Raw genomic sequence first — 18,575 nt, 5'->3', positions numbered from 1 at the left:
AGTCGTCCATTGCAGACATGCGGCCAGGATGGCCGGTGTGGATACAAAGGACGTACAAAACGGAGAGAACCGCTACTCGCAGGTCCAGCGGGGTGGGCGTTTCTCCACGAAGGCGCGCGGTCCCTCGACCGCGTCCCGGCTGTGCATGCGGCGCTCCTCCCACACGTAGCGGGTGGCGAACGCCTGGGGCAGCGGCAGGGTGGCCGCCGTGGTGGCCGCCTCCTTGATGGCCCGCACCGACAGCGGCGCGCAGGCGAGGATGTCCTCGACCCAGCGCGCCACGTGGTCGTCCAGTTCCTCGGCCGGCACCACCTCGTTGACCAGGCCCAGCTCGTAGGCGCGCCGCGCGCTCATCCGGCGGCCGGACAGCAGGTAGCCCATGGCGGCGCGGAACGGCGCCTGCCTGGTCAGCCGGAACACCCCGCCGGCCCCGGGGATCAGGCCGAGCCTGGCCTCGGTGAGCGCGAACTCGGCGTGCTCGGCGGCCACCACCACGTCGCAGGCCAGCGCCAGTTCGAAGCCGCCGCCGAAGGCGTAGCCGTTGACCCTGGCGATCACCGGCTTGGCCAGGTGGAACCGCTCGGTCAGCCGTGGCCAGCCGGGTTTGCCCCGGCTGCCGAACGTCGAGGGCGTCGGGCCGGCCGCGTCGCGCGCGGCGAGTTCCTTGAGGTCCTGGCCGACCGAGAACGACCGGGGGCCGGCGCCGGTGAGCACCGCCAGCCACAGTTGGTCGTCGGCCTCGAAGTCGTCCCACACCGCGGCCAGTTCCGCGTGGGTGCGCAGGTCCATCGCGTTGAGCACGGCGGGCCGGTCCAGGGTGACGCGGGCGACGCGGCCGTCCTTGACGTAGCGGACCCTGGTCAGTTCGTCGATCATGTGTCCTCTGTGGAGGGTCAGAACGGGTATCGGGCCGGGGTTTCCCGCACGGTCAGCCACTGCCACTCGGTGAACTCCGCCCAGTTCTGCTCGGCGCCGTGCCGGGAGCCGTTGCCGGAGCAGCCGCGGCCACCGAACGGGATGTGCGCCTCGTCGTTGATGGTCTGGTCGTTGACGTGCACCAGCCCGGTGGCCAGCCGGTCGGCCACGGCCCGGCCGCGGCGGGTGTCGCCGGTCTGCACCGCGGCGGACAGGCCGAACTCGGTCTGGTCGGCCACGGCCACGGCCTCGTCCTCGTCGGCGACCACGACCACCGGGGCGACCGGGCCGAAGATCTCCTCGGTGAACGCCGGCATGTCCGCGGTGACCCCGGTCAGCACGGTGGGCCGGTAGTACAGGCCGGTGTGCCTGCCGCCGGTCCGGACCGCGGCGCCGGCGGCCACCGACTCGGTGACGATCCGGTGCACCCGGTCGCGCTGGCCGGCGTCGATCAGCGGACCGAGGTCCACCTGCTCGGTCCACGGGTCGCCGACGCGCAGCCTGTCGGCCTTGGCGGCCAGCAGGTCGGTGTACTGCTCGGCCACCGACGCCAGCACGATGTGCCGGCCGGTGCTCATGCAGACCTGGCCGGAGTGGAAGAACGACCCCCACGCGCCGGCCGAGCTGGCCAGGTCGAGGTCGGCGTCGTCGAGCACGATCAGCGCGTTGTTGCCGCCCAGTTCCAGCGAGGCCCGCTTGAGCAGGCGCCCGGTGGTCGCACCGACCAGGCGGCCGGCCGAGGTGGAGCCGGTGAAGGCGATCATGGCCGTGTCCGGGTGCTCGGTCAGCGCCGCGCCGGCCCGGGCGTCACCGGGCAGCACGTGCAGCACGTCGCGGGGTACACCCGCCCGTTCCAGCAGGCGCGCGGCGAGCAGGCCGCCGGCCACGGCGGTGCGCGGGTCCGGCTTGAGCACCACCGCGTTGCCCAGGGCCAGCGCCGGGGCCACCGCCCGGATGCCGAGCAGCAGCGGCATGTTCCACGGGCTGATCACCCCGACCACACCGACCGGCACGCGCCGGGCGATGCTGTGCCGGTCGGGTTCGGCGGGCAGCAGCACGCCGTGCGGGCGGGTGGGCAGTTCGGCGGCGGCGCGGAACTCGTCGGCGACCGCGCCGATCTCGAACTCGGCCTTGGCCCGCACGCCACCGCCCTCCCGCACGATCCACTCGGCCACCTCGTCGCGGGCCTGGTCGAGCACGGTGGCGGCGGCGCGCAGGACCGCGGCCCGTTCGGCCGGCGGGGTCGCGGCCCACCCGGGCTGGGCGGCCTTGGCCGCGGCGACGGCGGCGTTGATGTCGGCGGGGTTGGCCAGCCCGGTGGTGGTCAGTCGCGCGCCCGTGGCCTTCTCCACCACCTCGGCGCTGCCACCGGCCGGCGCGCGCCAGCCGGAGCTGAACACCGTGCCCTGCTGGGCCGGGCCGAGCAGTCGAGCCATGCGATCTCTCCTTGTCCGGTCGGCGCGCGGAGCGGCCCTCGACCACGGCGCCGGCCACCGGCTGGCGCGCGCCACCGGGAAACCGATCAGGAATGCGGAAAACGCGGTGCGACGATTTCCGAGGCCGTCGGGGGCGGCTTTCCCCGGTGTTGGCGAAAGCTTTTGTCGGGTGTTTTCCGGTTGTGCGGAGCCGTGTTCTCGTGCTTCTTTTCGGAGCGGTGACTCATGATGTCAGTGCAGGTACCGGCCTGGTAGGTGGGCCTGTTGTGATATGCGCCATAGGGATTTTGTCGGGGTGGAAAAGCGTGGTCGTGCTCGGGGTGGCAGTGGTTGTGCTTTGTTAGGTCAGCGGGGTTCTCGGGTTCGCCGGTGAGTGCTCGGATCGGCGAAAAGAGGTGCGGTCCTTGCCGTGCCCGGCGGGGTGCGGCGGGACCGGTCGTCCGGGCCGATGGCGGACTGCCACGCGTGGTTACTGACCGGCCGCGTCGGCTCGGCCATTGGCGTGATAAAAGCGGTTGAATAGGATGAAACTCATCTCCTCGGAGTAACCAAGGCGGCCGGTTCGGCGCAGTGGTGTGGCAACACATGCGGGTGACCAAAGGGGATGATGTGCGACTGGGGGTTTTGGGACGATTACACCTGCGGTCCGATAACGGCGAGGAAATCGCGGTTCCCCGGGGCAAGACAACCGCACTGCTGGTGGCACTCGTGGCCGGGCACGGCCGGCCGGTCACCCGGGACCGGCTGATCAGGGCGCTGTGGGGCGATGATCCGCCCAGGACGAGCGGCGCCAGCCTGCACAACCACGTCGCCGCCGTGCGCTCGGTGCTCGCCCGCGCGACGCCAGGCGGCGACCGGCGCCTGCGGTTCGTGCTGGACGGCTACCAGCTGGACCTGGCCGCGCACGAGTGCGATCTGATCGAGTTCGAGCGGCTGATCGCCGACGGCCGGGCCGCGGCCGGCGCCGACGAGCAGCAGCGGGCCGCGCGGGCGCTGCGCCAGGCACTGCGGCTGTGGCGCGGCACGCCGTCCTGGCACCGGGCCGCCTCCTCGGAGGTGATCGACGAACTCGTGCGGGGCTGGGAGCACGCCAGGCTCACCGCGCACGAGGACTGCCTGGCCGCGGAGCTGCGGCTGGGCCACCACGCCGAGGTGATCGGTGAACTGCGCGGCCTGATCGCCCGCTTCCCGCTGCGCGAACAGCCCTACGGGCTGCTGATGCGGGCGCTGTGGCTGGTGGGGGAGCGGGCCGAGGCGCTGGACGTCTACCAGGCCGCGCGGCGCGCCCTGGCCAGCGACCTCGGGGTCGAGCCGGGCCCTCGGCTGACCGAGCTGCGGGCCAGCATCCTGCGCGGGGACGCGCCGCCCTCGGTGGTGGTGCCCCGGCAGCTGCCGGCCGACACCGTGGACTTCACCGGCCGGCAGGAGGCGATCGCCCGGACCGTGCGGCTGCTGACCGCCCCGGGCGCGATGGCCACCGTGACCCTGACCGGCCAACCCGGCGCGGGCAAGACCGCGCTGGCCGTCCGGGTGGCCCACCTGCTCGCCGCGCGGTTCCCCGACGGCCAGCTCTACGTCAGCCTCGGCGGCGGCTCGGGCGACCCGCGTCCGCCCGGCGAGGTCCTCACCGAACTGCTGCGCGCGCTCAACGGGCCGGACGCGGCCGTGCCGGTGGACGTCGCGCAGCGCGCCGCCGCCTACCGCAGCCGGCTGGCCGGCCGGCGGGTGCTGGTGATCCTCGACGACGCCGCCAACGAGGCCCAGGTGCGGCCGCTGCTGCCCGGCACCCCTGGCAACGCCGTGCTGGTGACCAGCCGCCGGCTGCTGGTCGGCCTGCCCGGCGCGCGCGGTGTCGCGGTGCCCCCGCTGACCAGGCCGGAGGCACTGATGCTGCTGACCAAGGTGCTGGGCGCGGCACGGGTGGCGGCCGAACCGGAGGCCGCGACCGAACTGGTCGACCGGTGCGGCCGGCTGCCGCTGGCGATCACCGTGGTGGTGGCCCGGCTGGCCACCCGGCCGCAGTGGTCGCTGGCCTCGCTGCTGGCCAGGATGCGCGACCAGCGCCACCTGCTCGACGAGCTGGCCGTGGCCGAACTGGACGTGCGGGCCGGTTTCGCCGTGTCCTACGAGGCGCTGGGCGAGCTGGAGCGGTTGGTGTTCCGCAGGTTCGCGCTGGCGGGCACGGCCGAGCTGGCGCCGTGGGCACTGGCCGCGCTCGCCGACGACGACGCCGCCATCGACCAGGCCCTGCACCACCTGCTGACCAGCCACCTGATCGAACCGGCCAGCGGCGAGCACGAGCGGTACACCATGCACGACCTGGTCCGGGTGTTCGCCGCCGAGCGGGTGGAGCCGGCGGACGGGGTGCCCACCGAGGCGCACACCCCGGCCAGGGCGGCGTTCCGCCGCCTGTTCGACCGCACCCGCGCGCTGATCGAGGTGGCGTTCCAGCACCTGCCCACGCCGGCCGGGTGGCTGGCGCCGATCGGCCCGCCGTCGGGCATCGACCCGCCGGCGGCCGCGCGCGACCTGGTGCACCAGGACCCGGTCCGGTGGTGCGCGGCCGAGAACGACACCCTGCTCGCGGTGCTCACCAGGGCCGCCGCCGTGGGCTGGGGCCGGGAGGCGCTGGACGCGGCCGAGCGGCTGAGCGGCTTCCTGTCCATCAAGCACCGGATGCCCGAGGTGGACCGGCTGTACTCGGCACTGGTCGCGGCGGCCGGCGCGGACCGGCTGGTGGCGGCGCGGGCCAAGTTCGGCCAGGCGCACGGCATGCTGATGGGCGGGCGGGTGGTGGACGCCTCGGCGGTGCTGGCCGAGTGCGCGTCCGCGTTCGAGGAGCTGGGCGAGGACCTGGCGGCCACGGACGCGTTGGTGCTGCACAGTTTCTGCCTGGCCCGGCAGGGCGAGCTGGCCGAGGCCGGGCGGCTGGCCCGCCGGGCGCTGGACCTCGGGCGCGCCGCCGGTGACCAGCGGGGCCAGGCCCGGGCACTGCGCCAGCTCGGGGACGTGCAGGCGCTGAGCGGGCAACCGGCCGCGGCGGTGGGCACGCTGACCGACGCGCTCGACCTGTGCCGGCGGGTCGGCGAGGCCGACCTGGAGGCGGTGGTGGTGAGCAGCCTGGCCAGGGCCCACCTCGACCTGGGTGCGCTGGACCAGGCCGACCAGCTGTGCCGGCGGGCGGTCACGCTGCTCGACGAACTCGACCAGCCGGTGGGCCGGGCACACGTCCGGCTGCTGCACAGCCGGATCGCGGAGGTGCGCGGCCAGCACCGGGAGGCGGTGCGCCTGGTCGAGGCCAGCCTGCACGTGTTCCGCCGGTTCGGCGACCGCCGGGGCGAGGCGCAGGCCCTGCACCGGCTCGCCGTGCACCGGCTGGCGCTGGGCCAGGCCGGTGAGGCGGCCCCGCTGCTGCGGTCGGCGCGGGCGCTGTGCGCGGAACTCGGCATGCGCGCGCTGGCCACCGAACTGGCGGAGCTGGCGGATGCCGGTGCCGGGTGAGCGCGGGCCACGCTGCCCGGGCCACGCTGCCCGGGCCACCCCAGGACCACGCCCGGTGCGGCTACTCGACCCGCACGCGGCGGTCGTCCACCCGGGTGCCGAACACCCTGCCGTGGGCCCACCCGCCGGCCGGGGCGGCGCGGCCGGACAGCCGGGCCGAGGGCACGCCGACCCTGGCGTTCTCCCGTTCCTCGCTCCACGTCCGCCGCTGCAGGGGCAGGCCACTGGGCAGTTCGGCCCGGCTCTGCACGTTGAGCTTGCGGTAGACCCTGGTCAGGTGCTGCTCGACGGTGCTGACCGTGATGCCGAGCTTGCGGCTGATCACCCGGTTGGTGTCGCCGAGGGCGGCCAGCGAGGCCACCCGCCACTCGGCGCGGCTGAGCGTGGCCAGGCCGGCGGCCGCGCCGGTGTCGCCGCCGTCCTGGCCGGCGTGGTGCGCGCCGGCGCGGGCCAGCAGCCGCCGGCACAGCGTCTCGGCGTGGCAGCTCTTGGCCAGGTCCATGGCCTGCTCGGCGGTGGCCCGCGCCTGGTCCACCTCGCCCCTGCCGTGCTGGGCGTGGCTGAGGTCGACGAGCGCGGCGGCCTGTTCGACCCGGTCGCCGGGCACCCGCAGCAGCGCCAACGCCTCGGTGAACAGGGACAGGCCCTGCTCGGACCGGTCGAGCGCGGCCAGCAGCCGCAGCGAGACGCCCCTGGTGCGCACGCCGGCGCCGGGCAGGGCGAGCTGTTCGGTGAGCAGTTCCCGCGCCTGGTCCGGCTGGTCCAGCCGCAGGTGGGCCTGGGCGGCGCCAGTGCGCCACGCGGCGATCGCCGGGTGGTCGATGCCCCACTCGGTCATCAGCGCGCCGCAGTTGCGGAAGTCGCCGAGCGCGGCGAACAACCGCCCGGTGGCCAGGAAGTAGTGGCCACGCGCGCACAGGTACTGCGGGCCGAACCACGTCTGGAACATCGCCTCGGGCACGCTCCGCTTGAGCAGTCCGGCCGCCTCGTCGTGGTCGCCCATGCCGGTGGTGGCCAGCAGCAGCGTGGCCAGCGGCGCGCCAATGCCCGCCCCCCACTGCTCGGCCGGCATCCGGTCCAGCGCGGTGCGGGCGTGCTCGGCGGCGAGGAGCAGGTCGCCCTGGCGGAACGCGATCTCGGCGCGCAGGTTGCCGAGCAGCGCCTGCCAGGTGTTGGCCTGCCGGGCGGCGCTCTCCTCCAGCAGGGCCTCGCACCAGGGCGCGGCCCGGTCCGGCCGGTCCGCGTAGACCAGCGCCAGCAGCGCGGACACCAGGGCGTCCAGCGTGGTGTCGGTCAGCTGGCAGGTCTGCAGCACGTGCTCGGCCGCGCTGATGGCGACCTCGCTCGGCCCGGTGCTGAGCACCGTGGCCAGGGCCGCGGCCGCCCGGCTCCACGCGTCCCCGGTGGTGGCGAGCAGCTCCATCGGCCCCGGCGGCACCGGGACGCTGGCCCGCCGGGGGAACAGCGGCGGGTGGGAGTGGGAGAGCAGGTGGTAGGTCAGCCCCAGTTCGGCGTGCACCTGGGGGGACACCGACTCGGTCGCCTCGATCAGGGTGGTCAGCGTCTGCGCCGCCTCGCCGGCGTGGTCGTGCCAGAGCAGGTACTTGACCAGCGTCATCGCGTCGCTGCCGGTGAGGTGGCCGGCGCGCATGGCCGCGCGCAGCTGGGCCAGGCGCAGGTTGGCGGTGCCGGGCCGGGCCCGCCAGTCGACCTGGGCGAGCAGCGCGGTGATGGCGGCGCGTTCCTGGTCGTCGCCGCACACCCGGTGGGCCAGGTCCAGGCAGGCCGCGGCCAGGGTCGCGTCGTCGTCGGCCAGTGCCTGCCTGGCGGCGTCGCACAGCACCGCGGTGGCCCACGGGCCGCTGGCCTGGTCGGCGCTGATCAGGTGGCCGGCGACCGCGGTGGCCGAGGCGCCCTCGTGGTGCAGCAGTTCGGCCACGCGCACGTGCAGCGCGGCGAGGTCGGTCGGGGTGAGGCTGTCGAGCACGGCGGCGCGGGCGGCCGGGTGCCGGAACCCGCCGTTGTGCACCAGGCCGGCCATGGTCAGCACGTCGAGCACCTGGGCGGCCGAGTCCGCCGGGAGGTCGGCCAGCCGGCCGAGCAGCCGGGGGCAGGCGTGTTCGCCGAGCAGGGCGAGTCCGCACGCGACCTCGCGCAGGCTGTGTTCCCACCGGTGCAGGCAGTCCAGCACGGCCTGGCCGAACGCGTCGCCCACCACCGGCTCGGCACCGAGCCCGCTGGGCCGGGCGCAGTCGGCCGCCAGGTAGTCCTCGATCAGCGCGTGCACCAGCAGCGGGTTGCCGCCGCTGGTCTGGTGGTAGGCGGGGGCGAGTTGGCGGCCGGTGGGGACGTCGAGCTGCTGGGCGAGCACCTCGGCCACGCCGGAGCGGGACAGCGGTGCCAGGCGCAGCCGGGTGAAGTAGGGCAGGCGGGCGACCTCGCTGTGGAAGGGCAGGTGGCGGGGCCGGGGCTGGGCCCACTCGGTGAGGACCATCAGCACCCGCGCGGAGCGGATGCGGCGTTGCAGGTAGAGCAGGGCCTGCTGGGACTGGGCGTCGGCGAACTGGACGTCGTCGATGGCCAGCACGACCGGTTGCTGGCTGGCCAGGTCCAGCAGGTGCGCGCACAGCGCGTCCAGCACGGCCGCGTCCGGCTGGTCGACCGCGAGCACGTCCCACCCACTGTCCACTGTGGATCCGACGCCGGCCGGCGGTGTTCTCGCGGTGAGCTGGTCCAGTGGTGTTGTGCCGCCGAACAACTGGCCCATCACGCCCAGGGGCAGGGCCTGCTCGGCGCGGGAACCGGTCGCGGTGAGCAGCACCGCGCCGGAGTCGACCGCGTGGTCGGCAAAGGTGTTCACCAGGGCGGTTTTCCCGCACGCCACGCCCCCGGTGATCAGTGCGATCTGTCCCCGGTGCTGTCTGGCACGATCAAACAGTCCGTTGAGGACACCCAGCTCCCGGCGCCGTTCCGCCAACTCCATGCTTCGCCCTTCCTGGTTCCCGTTCGCCGTGAGGACCACCGCCGACTGGAAAGTGACTCAGAGTGATTGGGTTGAGGGTCATCTGTGGGTTGGGCACCGAACCTACCTCGGGCGAAGCGGATTAGTGAAGGCCTTACGGACATATGCGATAGATGGAAAATCTCTACCTATCCCACGGGTGCGCGGTGCGGCGGCTGGCTGGCCGGAGCGGCATCGACGCTGGCGACAGCGGGTGCCGGCGGGTCGGCCGGGGATGATCGACAGCGATTCAACCACGGCTCGGCGCACGCGTCCCGGATGTGCCGGCTCGACCCGATCGCGCCCGGGCTTTGTTAGGTCGCGGAGGCCTGGGCGGCTGCTGGCCGGCGGACCTGACAAAGTGCGACAGGGGTACCCCGATAACGCGGTGGCGGCCGGACGCGATCCGGTTTCCCGCCGTTCTCCGGTCGAACTCCGATTAACCGGACCGTGCTCGCCGAATTGCTTTTCCGGCTCTATGGTGTGCGTATGGCAAATCAGGTTGACTCCTCCCCGCAGCTGTTGGAATACGTCCGAGGTGTTTCACTCCGGGATGACGAGATCCTGCGGGAACTGCGTGCGGAAACCGCGCAGCTGCCCATGGGCGCCGCCATGCAGGTGATGGCGGAGGAAGGCCAGTTCCTCGCCCTGCTCGTCGGTCTCACCGGGGCCAGGTCCGTGCTGGAGATCGGCACCTTCACCGGGTACAGCACGCTGTGCATGGCTCGGGCGCTCCCCGCCGACGGACACCTCGTGACCTGCGACGTCACCGACAGGTGGCCGGCGATCGGCCGGCCGTACTGGGTGCGCGCCGGCGTGGCCGACCGCATTGACGTCCGCATCGGCGACGCCGTCGAGACCCTGGCGCTGCTCACCGCGGAACAGGGACCGGACAGTGTCGACCTGGTGTTCGTCGACGCGGACAAGGCGAATTACCGGAAATACTACGAGTCCGCCCTGGAACTGGTGAAACCAGGCGGACTCGTCGTCATTGACAACACGCTTTTCTTCGGTCGGGTGATCGATCCGGCCGCCCAGGATTCCGACACGGTCGCCATCCGGGAACTCAACGCTTTTCTGCGGGACGACGACCGGGTCGAGATATCGCTGCTCGCCGTGGCCGACGGCATCACGCTCGCGCGCAGGAAGCCGGCCTGAGCCTCAGCGCACCGGGCCCGGCCGCGCCAGCGCGTGGTCCGCGGCCAGGTCCGGTGCGACGAGCCGCATGGTGGTCGGCGCGGGGCGCGCGGTCGGCACCAGGTGCAGCCGCTGCACGTCCTCGGCCTCGGCCGGGGGCAGCGCGGCCACGCACGGGCAGGACTGGTCGGTGTAACCGGCGAACCGGTAGGCGACCTCCATCATCCGGTTGCGGTCGGTCCGCCGGAAGTCGGCCACCAGGTGGGCGCCGGCCCGGCTGGCCTGGTCGGTCAGCCAGTTCAGGAGCACCGCGCCGGCGCCGAACGAGACCACCCGGCAGGAGGTGGCCAACAGCTTGAGGTGCCACACCTCGGGCTGGACCGCCAGCAGCAGCACACCGACCGCGCCGTGCGGGCCGAACCGGTCGCTGAGCGTGGTCACCAGGACCTCGTGGCCGGGATCGGCCAGCAGCCCGCGCAGTGCGGCGTCCGAGTAGTGCACGCCGGTCGCGTTCATCTGGCTGGTGCGCAGGGTCAGCTCCTCCACCCGGGACAGTTCCTCGTCGCCGGCCCGGCCGATGCGCATCTCCAGGTTGAGCGAGCGCAGGAACTCCTCGTCCGGACCGGTGAACCTGGCCTGCTCGGCCTCGCGCTGGAAACTGGCCTGGTACATCTGCCGGCGCCGGCGCGAGTCCACGGTCACCGTCGCCGGGCTGAACTCGGGCAGGTCCACCAGGGAGAGCACCTGCTCGGCGGAGTAGCAGCGCACCTCGGGCAGGTGGAAGCTGACCTCGGCGCGCTCGGCCGGCTGGTCGTCGATGAACGCCATTGCCGTGTGCGCGAACCTGAGCTGGTCGGCGATCGCCCGCACCGCCTCCGACTTGGGCCCCCAGCTGATCCTGGGCAGCACGAAGTACTCGGCGATGCCCAGCTGTTCCAGCCGGGCCATGGCCAGGTCGTGGTCGTTCTTGCTGGAGATCGACTGGAGGATGCCCCGCGAGTCGAGCGTGCTGACCACCTCGCGCACCGCATCGGCCAGCTCGACCGTGGCGTCCTCCAACAGGGTGCCCTGCCACAGGGTGTTGTCCAGATCCCAGACCAGGCACTTCACCATCGGGGTCGGATCGGGCACGGCTCCTCCTCGGGATGCTCGCTTGTGGACTGTCGAGTTCGGACAGTTGGCCGCGGCCGGAGCGGGCGTGCCGCGATCACCGGACGGTCGTCAACACGTGCTGGGACAGGATCAGCTGGCAGATCTCGTTGCTGCCCTCGATGATCTCCATCAGCTTCGCGTCCCGGTACGCCCTGGCCACCACGTGCCCGTCCCGCGCGCCGGCCGAGGCCAGCACCTGCACGGCCGAGGCGGCACCCCGCGCGGCGTGCCCGGCGCTGACGTGCTTGGCCAGCACGGTGGCGATCACCACGTCCGGCGAGCCGGCGTCCCAGCAGTGGCTGGCGTGCTCGCAGGCGCGGGTGGCCACCTGCTCGGCCACCAGCAGGTCGGCCAGGTGCCTGGCGATGAGCTGGTGCTGGCCCAGCGGTGTGCCGAACTGCTGGCGGGAGCGGGCGTGCTCGGCCGAGGCGCGCAGGCAGGCCCGCAGGATGCCGACACAGCCCCAGGCCACCGAGAACCGGCCGTAGGCGAGCGCCGCGGTGACCAGCAGCGGCAGCGACTGGCCCACCCCGCCGAGCAGGTGGGTGGCTGGCAGCCGCACCGCGTCCAGCCGCACGTTGGCGTGGCCGGCGGCACGGCAGCCCATCGGGTCGGCCACCCGCTCCACCAGCACCCCGGGCGCGGTGGCCGGCACCACCACGGCGGCACCGCCGTCCCCGCACCGGCCGAAGACCACCAGCAGGTCGGCGTAGTGCGCGGCGGTCACCCACACCTTCTGGCCGGACACCACGACGGTGTCGCCCTCCAGGCTGATCCGGGTGTCCATCGCGGACAGGTCGCTGCCGGCGGCCGGCTCGCTGAACCCGACCGCCGCCAGCTGCCCGCTGGTCAACCGGGGCAGCCAGGCGCGCTGCTGGTCGGCGTCGCCCAGCCGCTGGATCGTCCAGGCGGCCATCCCCTGCGAGGTCATCACGCTGCGCAGCGAGCTGCACAGGCTGCCCACGTGCGCGGTGAACTCACCGTTGGCCGCGCTGCTCGCGCCGAGCCCGCCGTGCGCCGCGGGCACCTGCGCGCAGAGCAGGCCGGCGGCACCGAGCTGGCGCAGCAGCTCCTCGGGCAGCTCACCGGCCAGGTCCCACTTGTCGGCCTGGTCGCCGACCAGCGCGCTGACCAGGTCGCGCTGCCCGGCGAGCGGGTCAGCCATCGGCGGCCGGGGCCGAGTCGCCGCGCAGCCGCAGGACCAGCGCGGTCATCGACCGCACCGAGCGGAAGTTGTCCAGCTTCAGGTCGCCGCCGACGATGCTCACGCCGAACGACTTCTCCAGGTGGACGATCAGCTCCATGGCGAACATCGAGGAGACCACGCCGGAGGCGAACAGGTCCTGGTCCACCTCGGGGGTCGTCCTGGTGCGCTCCACCAGGAAGCCCAGCACGGTGCTGGCGACCGTCTCGGCGGTCACCGCCGAGGCCGCCGTCTGTTCAATGGTCACGACAGTGCCTTTCGGTCGTTGGTCACGACAGTGCCTTGCCGTCGTCGGTCACGACGGTGTCCGTGCGGTCGCTGGTCGCGACGGTGTTGGGTCCGTCGTCGGTCACGACAGCGCCTTTCCGTAGTCGTAGAAACCCCGGCCGGACTTGCGGCCGAGTTCGCCGGCGCGAACCTTGTCCAGCAGCAGCGGGCAGGGGCGGCAGGCCTCGTCCCCGGTTCGCTTGTGCAGCACGGTGAGCGAGTCGACGAGGTTGTCGATGCCGATCAGGTCGGCGGTGCGCAGCGGGCCGGTGGGGTGGCCGAGGCAGCCCTGCATCAGCGTGTCCACCGCCTCGACCGTGGCGGTGCCCTCGCCCACGATCCGGGCCGCGGCGTTGATCATCGGGTGCAGCAGCCGGCTGGTCACGAAGCCCGGGGCGTCCCGCACCACCACGGCCTTCCGGTCCAGTGCGGCCAGCAGCGCGGTGACCGCGGCCATGGTGGCGGCTCCGGTGCGCGGGCCCTGGATGACCTCGACCATCGTGATCAGGTAGGGCGGGTTCATGAAGTGCGTGCCGACCAGCTCGTCCGGCCGGCGCACCCACTCGGCCATCTCGGCGATGGGAATGCCCGAGGTGTTGGAGATCAGCGGAGTGCCCGGGCGGACCACCGAGGACACCTCGCCCAGCACCGCGGCCTTGGCCTCGGGCAGCTCGGTGATCGCCTCGACCACGGCGGTGGCCTCGGCGGCGTCGCGCACGGACAGGCTGGTGGTCAGCTCACCGACGGCGCGGTCGGCCGGCAGCGCGCCCATCAGCTGGGCGTGCCGCAGCTGCTGGCTGATCGCCGTCCGCGCCCGGTCGAGGACGGCCCGGTCCACGTCGACCAGCAGGACGGGGACGCCGTGGCCGAGGGCCATCGTCGTGATGCCGGTACCCATGACACCGGCTCCCACCACGGTGAGCCGGTGCGCTGCCTGGTCGTTGGTCACCGAACCTCCGCAACATCGTCAGGCGCCCGTCGCGGTCCACCGGCGCCGGCCGAGGGAGCTGTCCCGGCGGCGAGCGCACGCAGGTGTGCCGGCAGTGGCCGGTGAATTCGCCGACGGGTTTTCCGACAGGGTTTTCGGACAGGGTTTTCCGATCGGGGCGGAACACGTGCAGGCTATTGATGGCGCACTGCCCCGGTCAATCCCCCTGGTGTGGTGGTGGCGGCACCCCTATCGGCACTTTGTCAGGTCGATATGCGCCCGGCAACAACTGTGCGTGCGCCCACTGCCGCGGCTCGTTAGTGGATTGTTAGCGCGATGTGCTTGGCTGGCCGGGAAGCAGGCGGGGGGATGCTGAAACGGTTGCCGATCGAGAGTCGGGTGAGCTGGGGTGTTTGCTGGGGACGCCGACGTGGTGCACGAGGGGCTGGCCGATTTCGCCGCGGATGTGTTCGCGCCGCTGCCGAGATCGGACCAGCGGGCCAAGGCCGAGCTGTACCTGCGTGGCCTGATGCTGTCCGGTGGGCGCAAGTCGATGCAGCCGATGGCCGAGCGGCTGGGCATCGACCACCAGGCGCTGCAACAGTTCGTGACCTCGTCGACCTGGGACGTCACCGCGGTGCGGGCTAGGCTGGCCCGCCGTGCGGCGGCCGTGCTGCGCCCGGTGGCCTGGGTGGTCGGGGAGGCCAGCTTCCTCAAGGACGGCGCCGGGTCGCCGTGCGTGGCCAGGCAGTACGTCCGTGCCAGGGGCCGGGTGGCCAACTGCCAGCTCGGGGTGAGCGTGCACCTCGTCGGCCAGACCGCGTCCACCTCGGTGAACTGGCGCCTGTTCATGCCCAAGAGCTGGGACGACACCCTTGCCGCCAACCCGGCGCAGGGCTGGGAGACCGCCCGCCGCCGACGCCGCTGCGGCATCCCGGACAGCGAGCGGCACCGCCCGGCGTGGGTGCTGGCGCTGCGCATGCTGGACGAGCTGGTGGGGTGGGGGCTGCGGCCGAACCTGGTGGTGGCCGGCCCCGGCTACGCCGACAACGCCGAGTTCCGGGCCGCGCTGGACCGCCGGCGGCTGCCCTGCCCGACGCAGCCGGACAGCGACGTGGTCGCCGGCGCGGTGATCCGGCCGGCCGAGCTGCACCGCCGGCTGGAGAACGGCCAGCGCGAACTCACCTCGGAGCTGGGGCTGGACCATTTCGAAGGGCGTTCCTGGATTGGCTGGAATCGCCACGTGACGCTGGTTTCGGCCGCGCAGCTCTTCCTGGCGAGTACCCGGGAAAATGGTGCTGGCGCGGTTGGGAAGAATGAGTTGAAAACCGCCTGACAAATTGCTCGGCGGTTTATCTGGTTCGGGGTGGTCGACGCTGGAAAATCAGCGTCGACCACCCCGTCGCATTCCTGGCGGAACAACCCCGCGGTCGGCCGCTAACGCGCCCAGGAGCGCCCCACCTTGTCCAGCACATCCGTCCCGTACAGCCGCAGCGCCTGTTCGGCGGCGAATTCCGCCAGGTACGCGCGGAAGGCGTCCCTGGGCTCGTCGGCGAGGTTGAGCATGCGCCGGTTGGCGGCCACCGCCGGGTTGTCCAGCCGCACCACGGCCGCCTCGACCGCGGCGTCCACCTGCTTGGGATCCACGACCTCGTCGCAGACCAGCCGGGCCGCCGGCTCGTGCGCCCAGATCTTGCGCCCGGACAGGATCACCTGCCGGGACAGCCGGGGACCGGTGATCCGGCTCAACCGGAAGTTGGCCGCGCCGGGCACGATCCCCTCCTGCGCGGCAGGCAGGCTGAAGTAGGCGTCGGCCGCGGCGATCACGTGGTCGAACACCAGCAGCAGCTGCATGCCGCCGCCGATGGCGAACGAGTCCACCGCCGCGACCCACGGCTTGTCCACCCGCTGGCGCGGCCACGCCGCCGGGTCGGTGTCCACCAGCAGCCCGTGCGCCAGCTTGCTGAGGTAGCCGAGTTCGCGGCGCAGCAGGAAGTCCACCAGGGAGATCTGCCCCTGGTGCAGCCTGGTCAGGTTGATGCCGGCGCTGAACACCCGGCGGCCCAGGTGGCGGGGGTGGGTCATCGGCCCGCCGCGCAGCACGCCGACCCGCACCTGCTCGTCCAGCAGGGCCAGGTCGACGGCGACCTCCAGGTCCGCGATCAGCGTCTCGTCCTCGGCGTTGAGGTGCGCCTCGTTGCACACGGTCAGGTGGGCCGCGCCGGCGCGCCGCTCCATGTGCACGGTGTCCAGCCGGACCTGCCCGGTGCGCTGGAACTCCGGCAGCAGCGCCACGGCCCGCTCGGTCGGCAGCAGCATGGTGTCGGCCAGGTGGGCGCCGGCCTCCGGGTGCCGCAGCACCGCGCGGAAGAACAGGCCCTGGTCGATCTCCCGGCCCTCCTTGGCGGCCTGCGCGTGCCGGCGCTCCTCGGCGATCTGCTCCCGGGTGGGCAGCAGGCCCGGCACGGCCTCGGCCGCGGCGAAGGCCAGCTCGGCCAGGCGCGGCCGGAGCACCCGGCCCCGGGTGACCCGGTCGTAGACCTCGCCGACGTGCCGGTGCAGGAACCGGGCGCGCAGCCGCCGGCTGGCGTGGTGCACCTCGTCGGCGACGGCCTGCTGCGCCGCGGACCGCTCCGGCCGGGGTGGCAGTCCGGCGAGCACCGCCTCACCGGCCCGCACGTGTCGCCCCAGCGCGTCCGCGTCCGCCTCGAAGGTTCCGTCGAGCACCACGTCGGGCAGCGCACCCGTGGTCGTCATGGCGGTGCTCACAGCGCGGCCATCGCCGCGGGCCGGGCCTCGGCCGGTGCGGGGGCGCGGCGCAGGGTCCGGTCGCACGCGGCCAGGTGCACGCCCAGCGCCTCCTCGAAGCTCGTGGTCGGCGCGTCCAGCAGCAGCCGGCGGCGGATGGCGAACTCCGGCCCGCGCACCGCGCGCAGGCTCGCCACGGTGCGCTCCACCGCGGTGGCCACGTCCTCGGCGATCTCGTCGACCAGACCCAGCTCGACCGCGCGCGCCGCGGCCAGTTCGGGCGCGCGCAGCAGCAGCTGGCGGGTGCGCGCCACGCCGATCTGGGTGGCCAGCCGGTGCACCAGCATGCCCGGCCAGAACTCACCGGTGTCCGCCGGCAGCGCCAGGCTGGTGGTGGGCGTGGCGATCCGGTAGTCGGTGGCCAGCAGCAGCTCGATGTCCGGGCTGGTGCAGCGGCCGGCGGCGACCGCCACGGTGACCGCGCCCAGCCGCTCCAGCCGGCGCAGCGCCCGCTCCCAGCGGTTCACCGCGTGGATGGTGACATCACCGGGCCAGGACGCGGCCGGCGCCGGCCGGTCACCACCGACCCGGAGCACCGCGACGGTCCCGGCCGGCGCGTCCTGCACGCGGTCGCAGAACTCGTTCACCGCGAGCAGCAACGACTGCGACAGCGAGCCGTCTCCGGCCACGTCCAGGCTGAGCACGTCCTGACCGGCCAACACGTCACTGGAAGACATCGGGTTCACCCATCTCCTAGCCGGGCGGACGGACCACCCGATCGCGAATCAGTGCCACGCCACTGGACGAGTGCCGTCTCGATGGTCGATCCCGGCCCCATCGTCATCAGCACCCCGTATTCGCCCTGCCGCACCAGGCCCTCCTCGACCAGCCCGCTGTAGGAGAACAGGAACGAGCCGCTGGAGAGGTTGCCGTAGTCGCGCAGCACGTTGGTGGTGTGGCGGACGTCGTGCCGGCTGAGCCCGAGGTTGATCATCACCGAGTCGATGACCTTCTTGCCGCCGGAGTGGATGATCCAGTGGGCGATGTCGTCCCGGCGCAGGCCGGTGCCCGCCAGCAGCCGGGAGATGATCAGCTCCGCGTGCGCGCCCACCACGTAGGGCACCTCGCGGTCGAGGAAGAAGCTGAACTTGCCCGCCTCGTCGTCCCAGTCGTAGCGCATGGCGTCGATCGCCTCGGGAACGATGCAACTGGCGAACTTCAGAACCGTCGGGCCCTCCCGCCGGTCCTCGGGGTCGGCCAGCACGGCCACCGCCGCCGACCCGTCCCCGAACAGGCTGTTGACCACCGAGGTCCGCATGGTCCCGTCGAAGACGTAGGCGGCCGAGCACGCCTCGATGCACAGCATCACGGCCAGCTTGCCCGGGTGCGCGCCGGCCCAGCCGGACACCGCGGTGAGCCCGTTCAGCCCGGCGTTGCACCCCATGCCGACCACGTCGAGCCGGCCGCAGTGCTGACCCAGCCCCAGCTCCCGGATCACCAGGGCGCTGAACCCGGGGGTGAGGAATCCGGTCGAGGACACGCAGCACAGGTAGGCCACGTCGTCCAGGTCGGCCTCGGCCTGCTTGAGGCAGGCCTGCAGCGCGCGCACGCCCATCTCGATGCCGTGGGTGCGGTGCTTGGCCAGCAGCTCGCCCTGCGTCTCGATCCGCCGGGTGCCGTCGTCCTGCTCCGGCGGCAGGTTCAGGAAGCGCCGCTCGATCGCGCTGTTGAGGAACACCGACCGGATCCGGGGGTCCTCGATCCGGAACACGTCGAGCAGTTCCTGCTGGGTGTAGGAGAACGCCGGCACGGCCGTGCCCACCCCGATGATCCGCGGTGCCGCGGCCACCGAATCCGGCTCCACAACACGGTCGTCGCCGACCGGTGTCGAGCGCGCCAACTGTTGCGTTTCTGTCATCAGGACTCCGCAGGAACTGTCGGTCGAACCCGGACCGAACGCCGTTGATGATTGCCGGCTATTGCCTGCCGACTGGATGCTAGGCGCGCCGGTGCATAATCGGCAACCTGTGTCGAGAATTTGTTAGGTTCATCGTCTCGGGGTGTGTTGCCGATGTGTTGACTAATTGTCACGCCACCCCCGTCACCTGCGAAAACGTTTTTAGGGGTGGGATGAGGGGTGCCCCGGGAAGCTGATAGGGGGTCCTCCTGAGGTGGGTTGTCAGGGGCACCCTGAGGGAGTGGGTCGGGGTTGTCCCGGAGGATGTCACCCGGATAGCCTCAGGGCGATCTCGTGCACTCGGGCTCATACTGGGGTGAAATTCTCCG

At 72.8% G+C, this 18,575-nt stretch carries 13 protein-coding genes; 3 read left to right on the top strand and 10 right to left on the bottom strand.

What is annotated here, in order from left to right:
* Positions 1-72: 72 nt before the first annotated feature.
* Entirely contained in the window at positions 73-876 is an 804-nt protein-coding gene (dpgD, locus tag LX83_RS27455; RefSeq protein ID WP_253776486.1) for an enoyl-CoA-hydratase DpgD, read from the bottom strand.
* 17 nt (positions 877-893) lie between these two features.
* Complete coding sequence (locus LX83_RS27450) at positions 894-2,351, bottom strand: aldehyde dehydrogenase family protein (protein ID WP_253776485.1); 1,458 nt, start codon at positions 2,349-2,351, stop codon at positions 894-896.
* A gap of 585 nt (positions 2,352-2,936) precedes the next feature.
* Here LX83_RS27450 and LX83_RS27445 point away from each other — a divergent pair.
* Entirely contained in the window at positions 2,937-5,852 is a 2,916-nt protein-coding gene (locus LX83_RS27445; RefSeq protein ID WP_301329001.1) for an AfsR/SARP family transcriptional regulator, read from the top strand.
* Between the two features lie 61 nt (positions 5,853-5,913).
* Here LX83_RS27445 and LX83_RS38065 read toward each other — a convergent pair whose 3' ends face one another.
* The gene (locus LX83_RS38065) at positions 5,914-8,835 is read right to left on the bottom strand and encodes a helix-turn-helix transcriptional regulator (protein WP_301329000.1); all 2,922 of its coding nucleotides are present in this window, start codon (positions 8,833-8,835) and stop codon (positions 5,914-5,916) included.
* A 468-nt stretch (positions 8,836-9,303) separates the two neighbouring features.
* Here LX83_RS38065 and LX83_RS27430 point away from each other — a divergent pair, with 468 nt between their 5' ends.
* Complete coding sequence (locus LX83_RS27430; RefSeq protein WP_253776484.1) at positions 9,304-10,011, top strand: class I SAM-dependent methyltransferase; 708 nt, start codon at positions 9,304-9,306, stop codon at positions 10,009-10,011.
* A 3-nt stretch (positions 10,012-10,014) separates the two neighbouring features.
* Here LX83_RS27430 and LX83_RS27425 read toward each other — a convergent pair whose 3' ends face one another.
* The 4 genes from LX83_RS27425 to LX83_RS27410 all read right to left on the bottom strand — a co-directional run bounded on the left by LX83_RS27425 (position 10,015) and on the right by LX83_RS27410 (position 13,562).
* Positions 10,015-11,121 (bottom strand): HAD-IIIC family phosphatase, encoded by a 1,107-nt coding sequence (locus LX83_RS27425; RefSeq protein ID WP_407649678.1) that lies wholly within the window; start codon positions 11,119-11,121, stop codon positions 10,015-10,017.
* 76 nt (positions 11,122-11,197) lie between these two features.
* Complete coding sequence (locus LX83_RS27420; RefSeq protein WP_253776483.1) at positions 11,198-12,307, bottom strand: acyl-CoA dehydrogenase family protein; 1,110 nt, start codon at positions 12,305-12,307, stop codon at positions 11,198-11,200.
* Entirely contained in the window at positions 12,300-12,593 is a 294-nt protein-coding gene (locus tag LX83_RS27415; RefSeq protein ID WP_253776482.1) for an acyl carrier protein, read from the bottom strand. Before LX83_RS27415 ends, LX83_RS27420 begins: the two co-directional genes overlap by 8 nt.
* Positions 12,594-12,695: 102 nt before the next feature.
* Entirely contained in the window at positions 12,696-13,562 is an 867-nt protein-coding gene (locus LX83_RS27410; RefSeq protein ID WP_308204062.1) for a 3-hydroxyacyl-CoA dehydrogenase family protein, read from the bottom strand.
* A 388-nt stretch (positions 13,563-13,950) separates the two neighbouring features.
* Between LX83_RS27410 and LX83_RS27405 the strand changes: the two genes are divergently transcribed.
* Complete coding sequence (locus tag LX83_RS27405; RefSeq protein ID WP_253776480.1) at positions 13,951-14,877, top strand: IS701 family transposase; 927 nt, start codon at positions 13,951-13,953, stop codon at positions 14,875-14,877.
* Positions 14,878-14,978: 101 nt separating this feature from the next.
* On the opposite strand, the gene dpgC is transcribed toward LX83_RS27405, so the two are convergent.
* From dpgC to dpgA, 3 genes are read right to left on the bottom strand one after another with little or no spacing between them, the layout of a single operon-like run.
* Positions 14,979-16,298 (bottom strand): (3,5-dihydroxyphenyl)acetyl-CoA 1,2-dioxygenase DpgC, encoded by a 1,320-nt coding sequence (gene dpgC / locus LX83_RS27400; protein WP_253776478.1) that lies wholly within the window; start codon positions 16,296-16,298, stop codon positions 14,979-14,981.
* A gap of 8 nt (positions 16,299-16,306) precedes the next feature.
* Positions 16,307-17,026 (bottom strand): enoyl-CoA-hydratase DpgB, encoded by a 720-nt coding sequence (gene dpgB, locus LX83_RS27395; RefSeq protein WP_253776476.1) that lies wholly within the window; start codon positions 17,024-17,026, stop codon positions 16,307-16,309.
* Between the two features lie 5 nt (positions 17,027-17,031).
* Entirely contained in the window at positions 17,032-18,207 is a 1,176-nt protein-coding gene (gene dpgA / locus LX83_RS27390) for a 3,5-dihydroxyphenylacetyl-CoA synthase DpgA (RefSeq protein ID WP_253776474.1), read from the bottom strand.
* Positions 18,208-18,575: the final 368 nt, after the last annotated feature.

This window comes from Goodfellowiella coeruleoviolacea, from assembly GCF_024171785.1.
GTDB classification, from domain to species: domain Bacteria; phylum Actinomycetota; class Actinomycetes; order Mycobacteriales; family Pseudonocardiaceae; genus Goodfellowiella; species Goodfellowiella coeruleoviolacea.
Note: the sequence above shows the minus strand (reverse complement) of the source record. Positions and strands in the feature narration are given on the sequence as shown.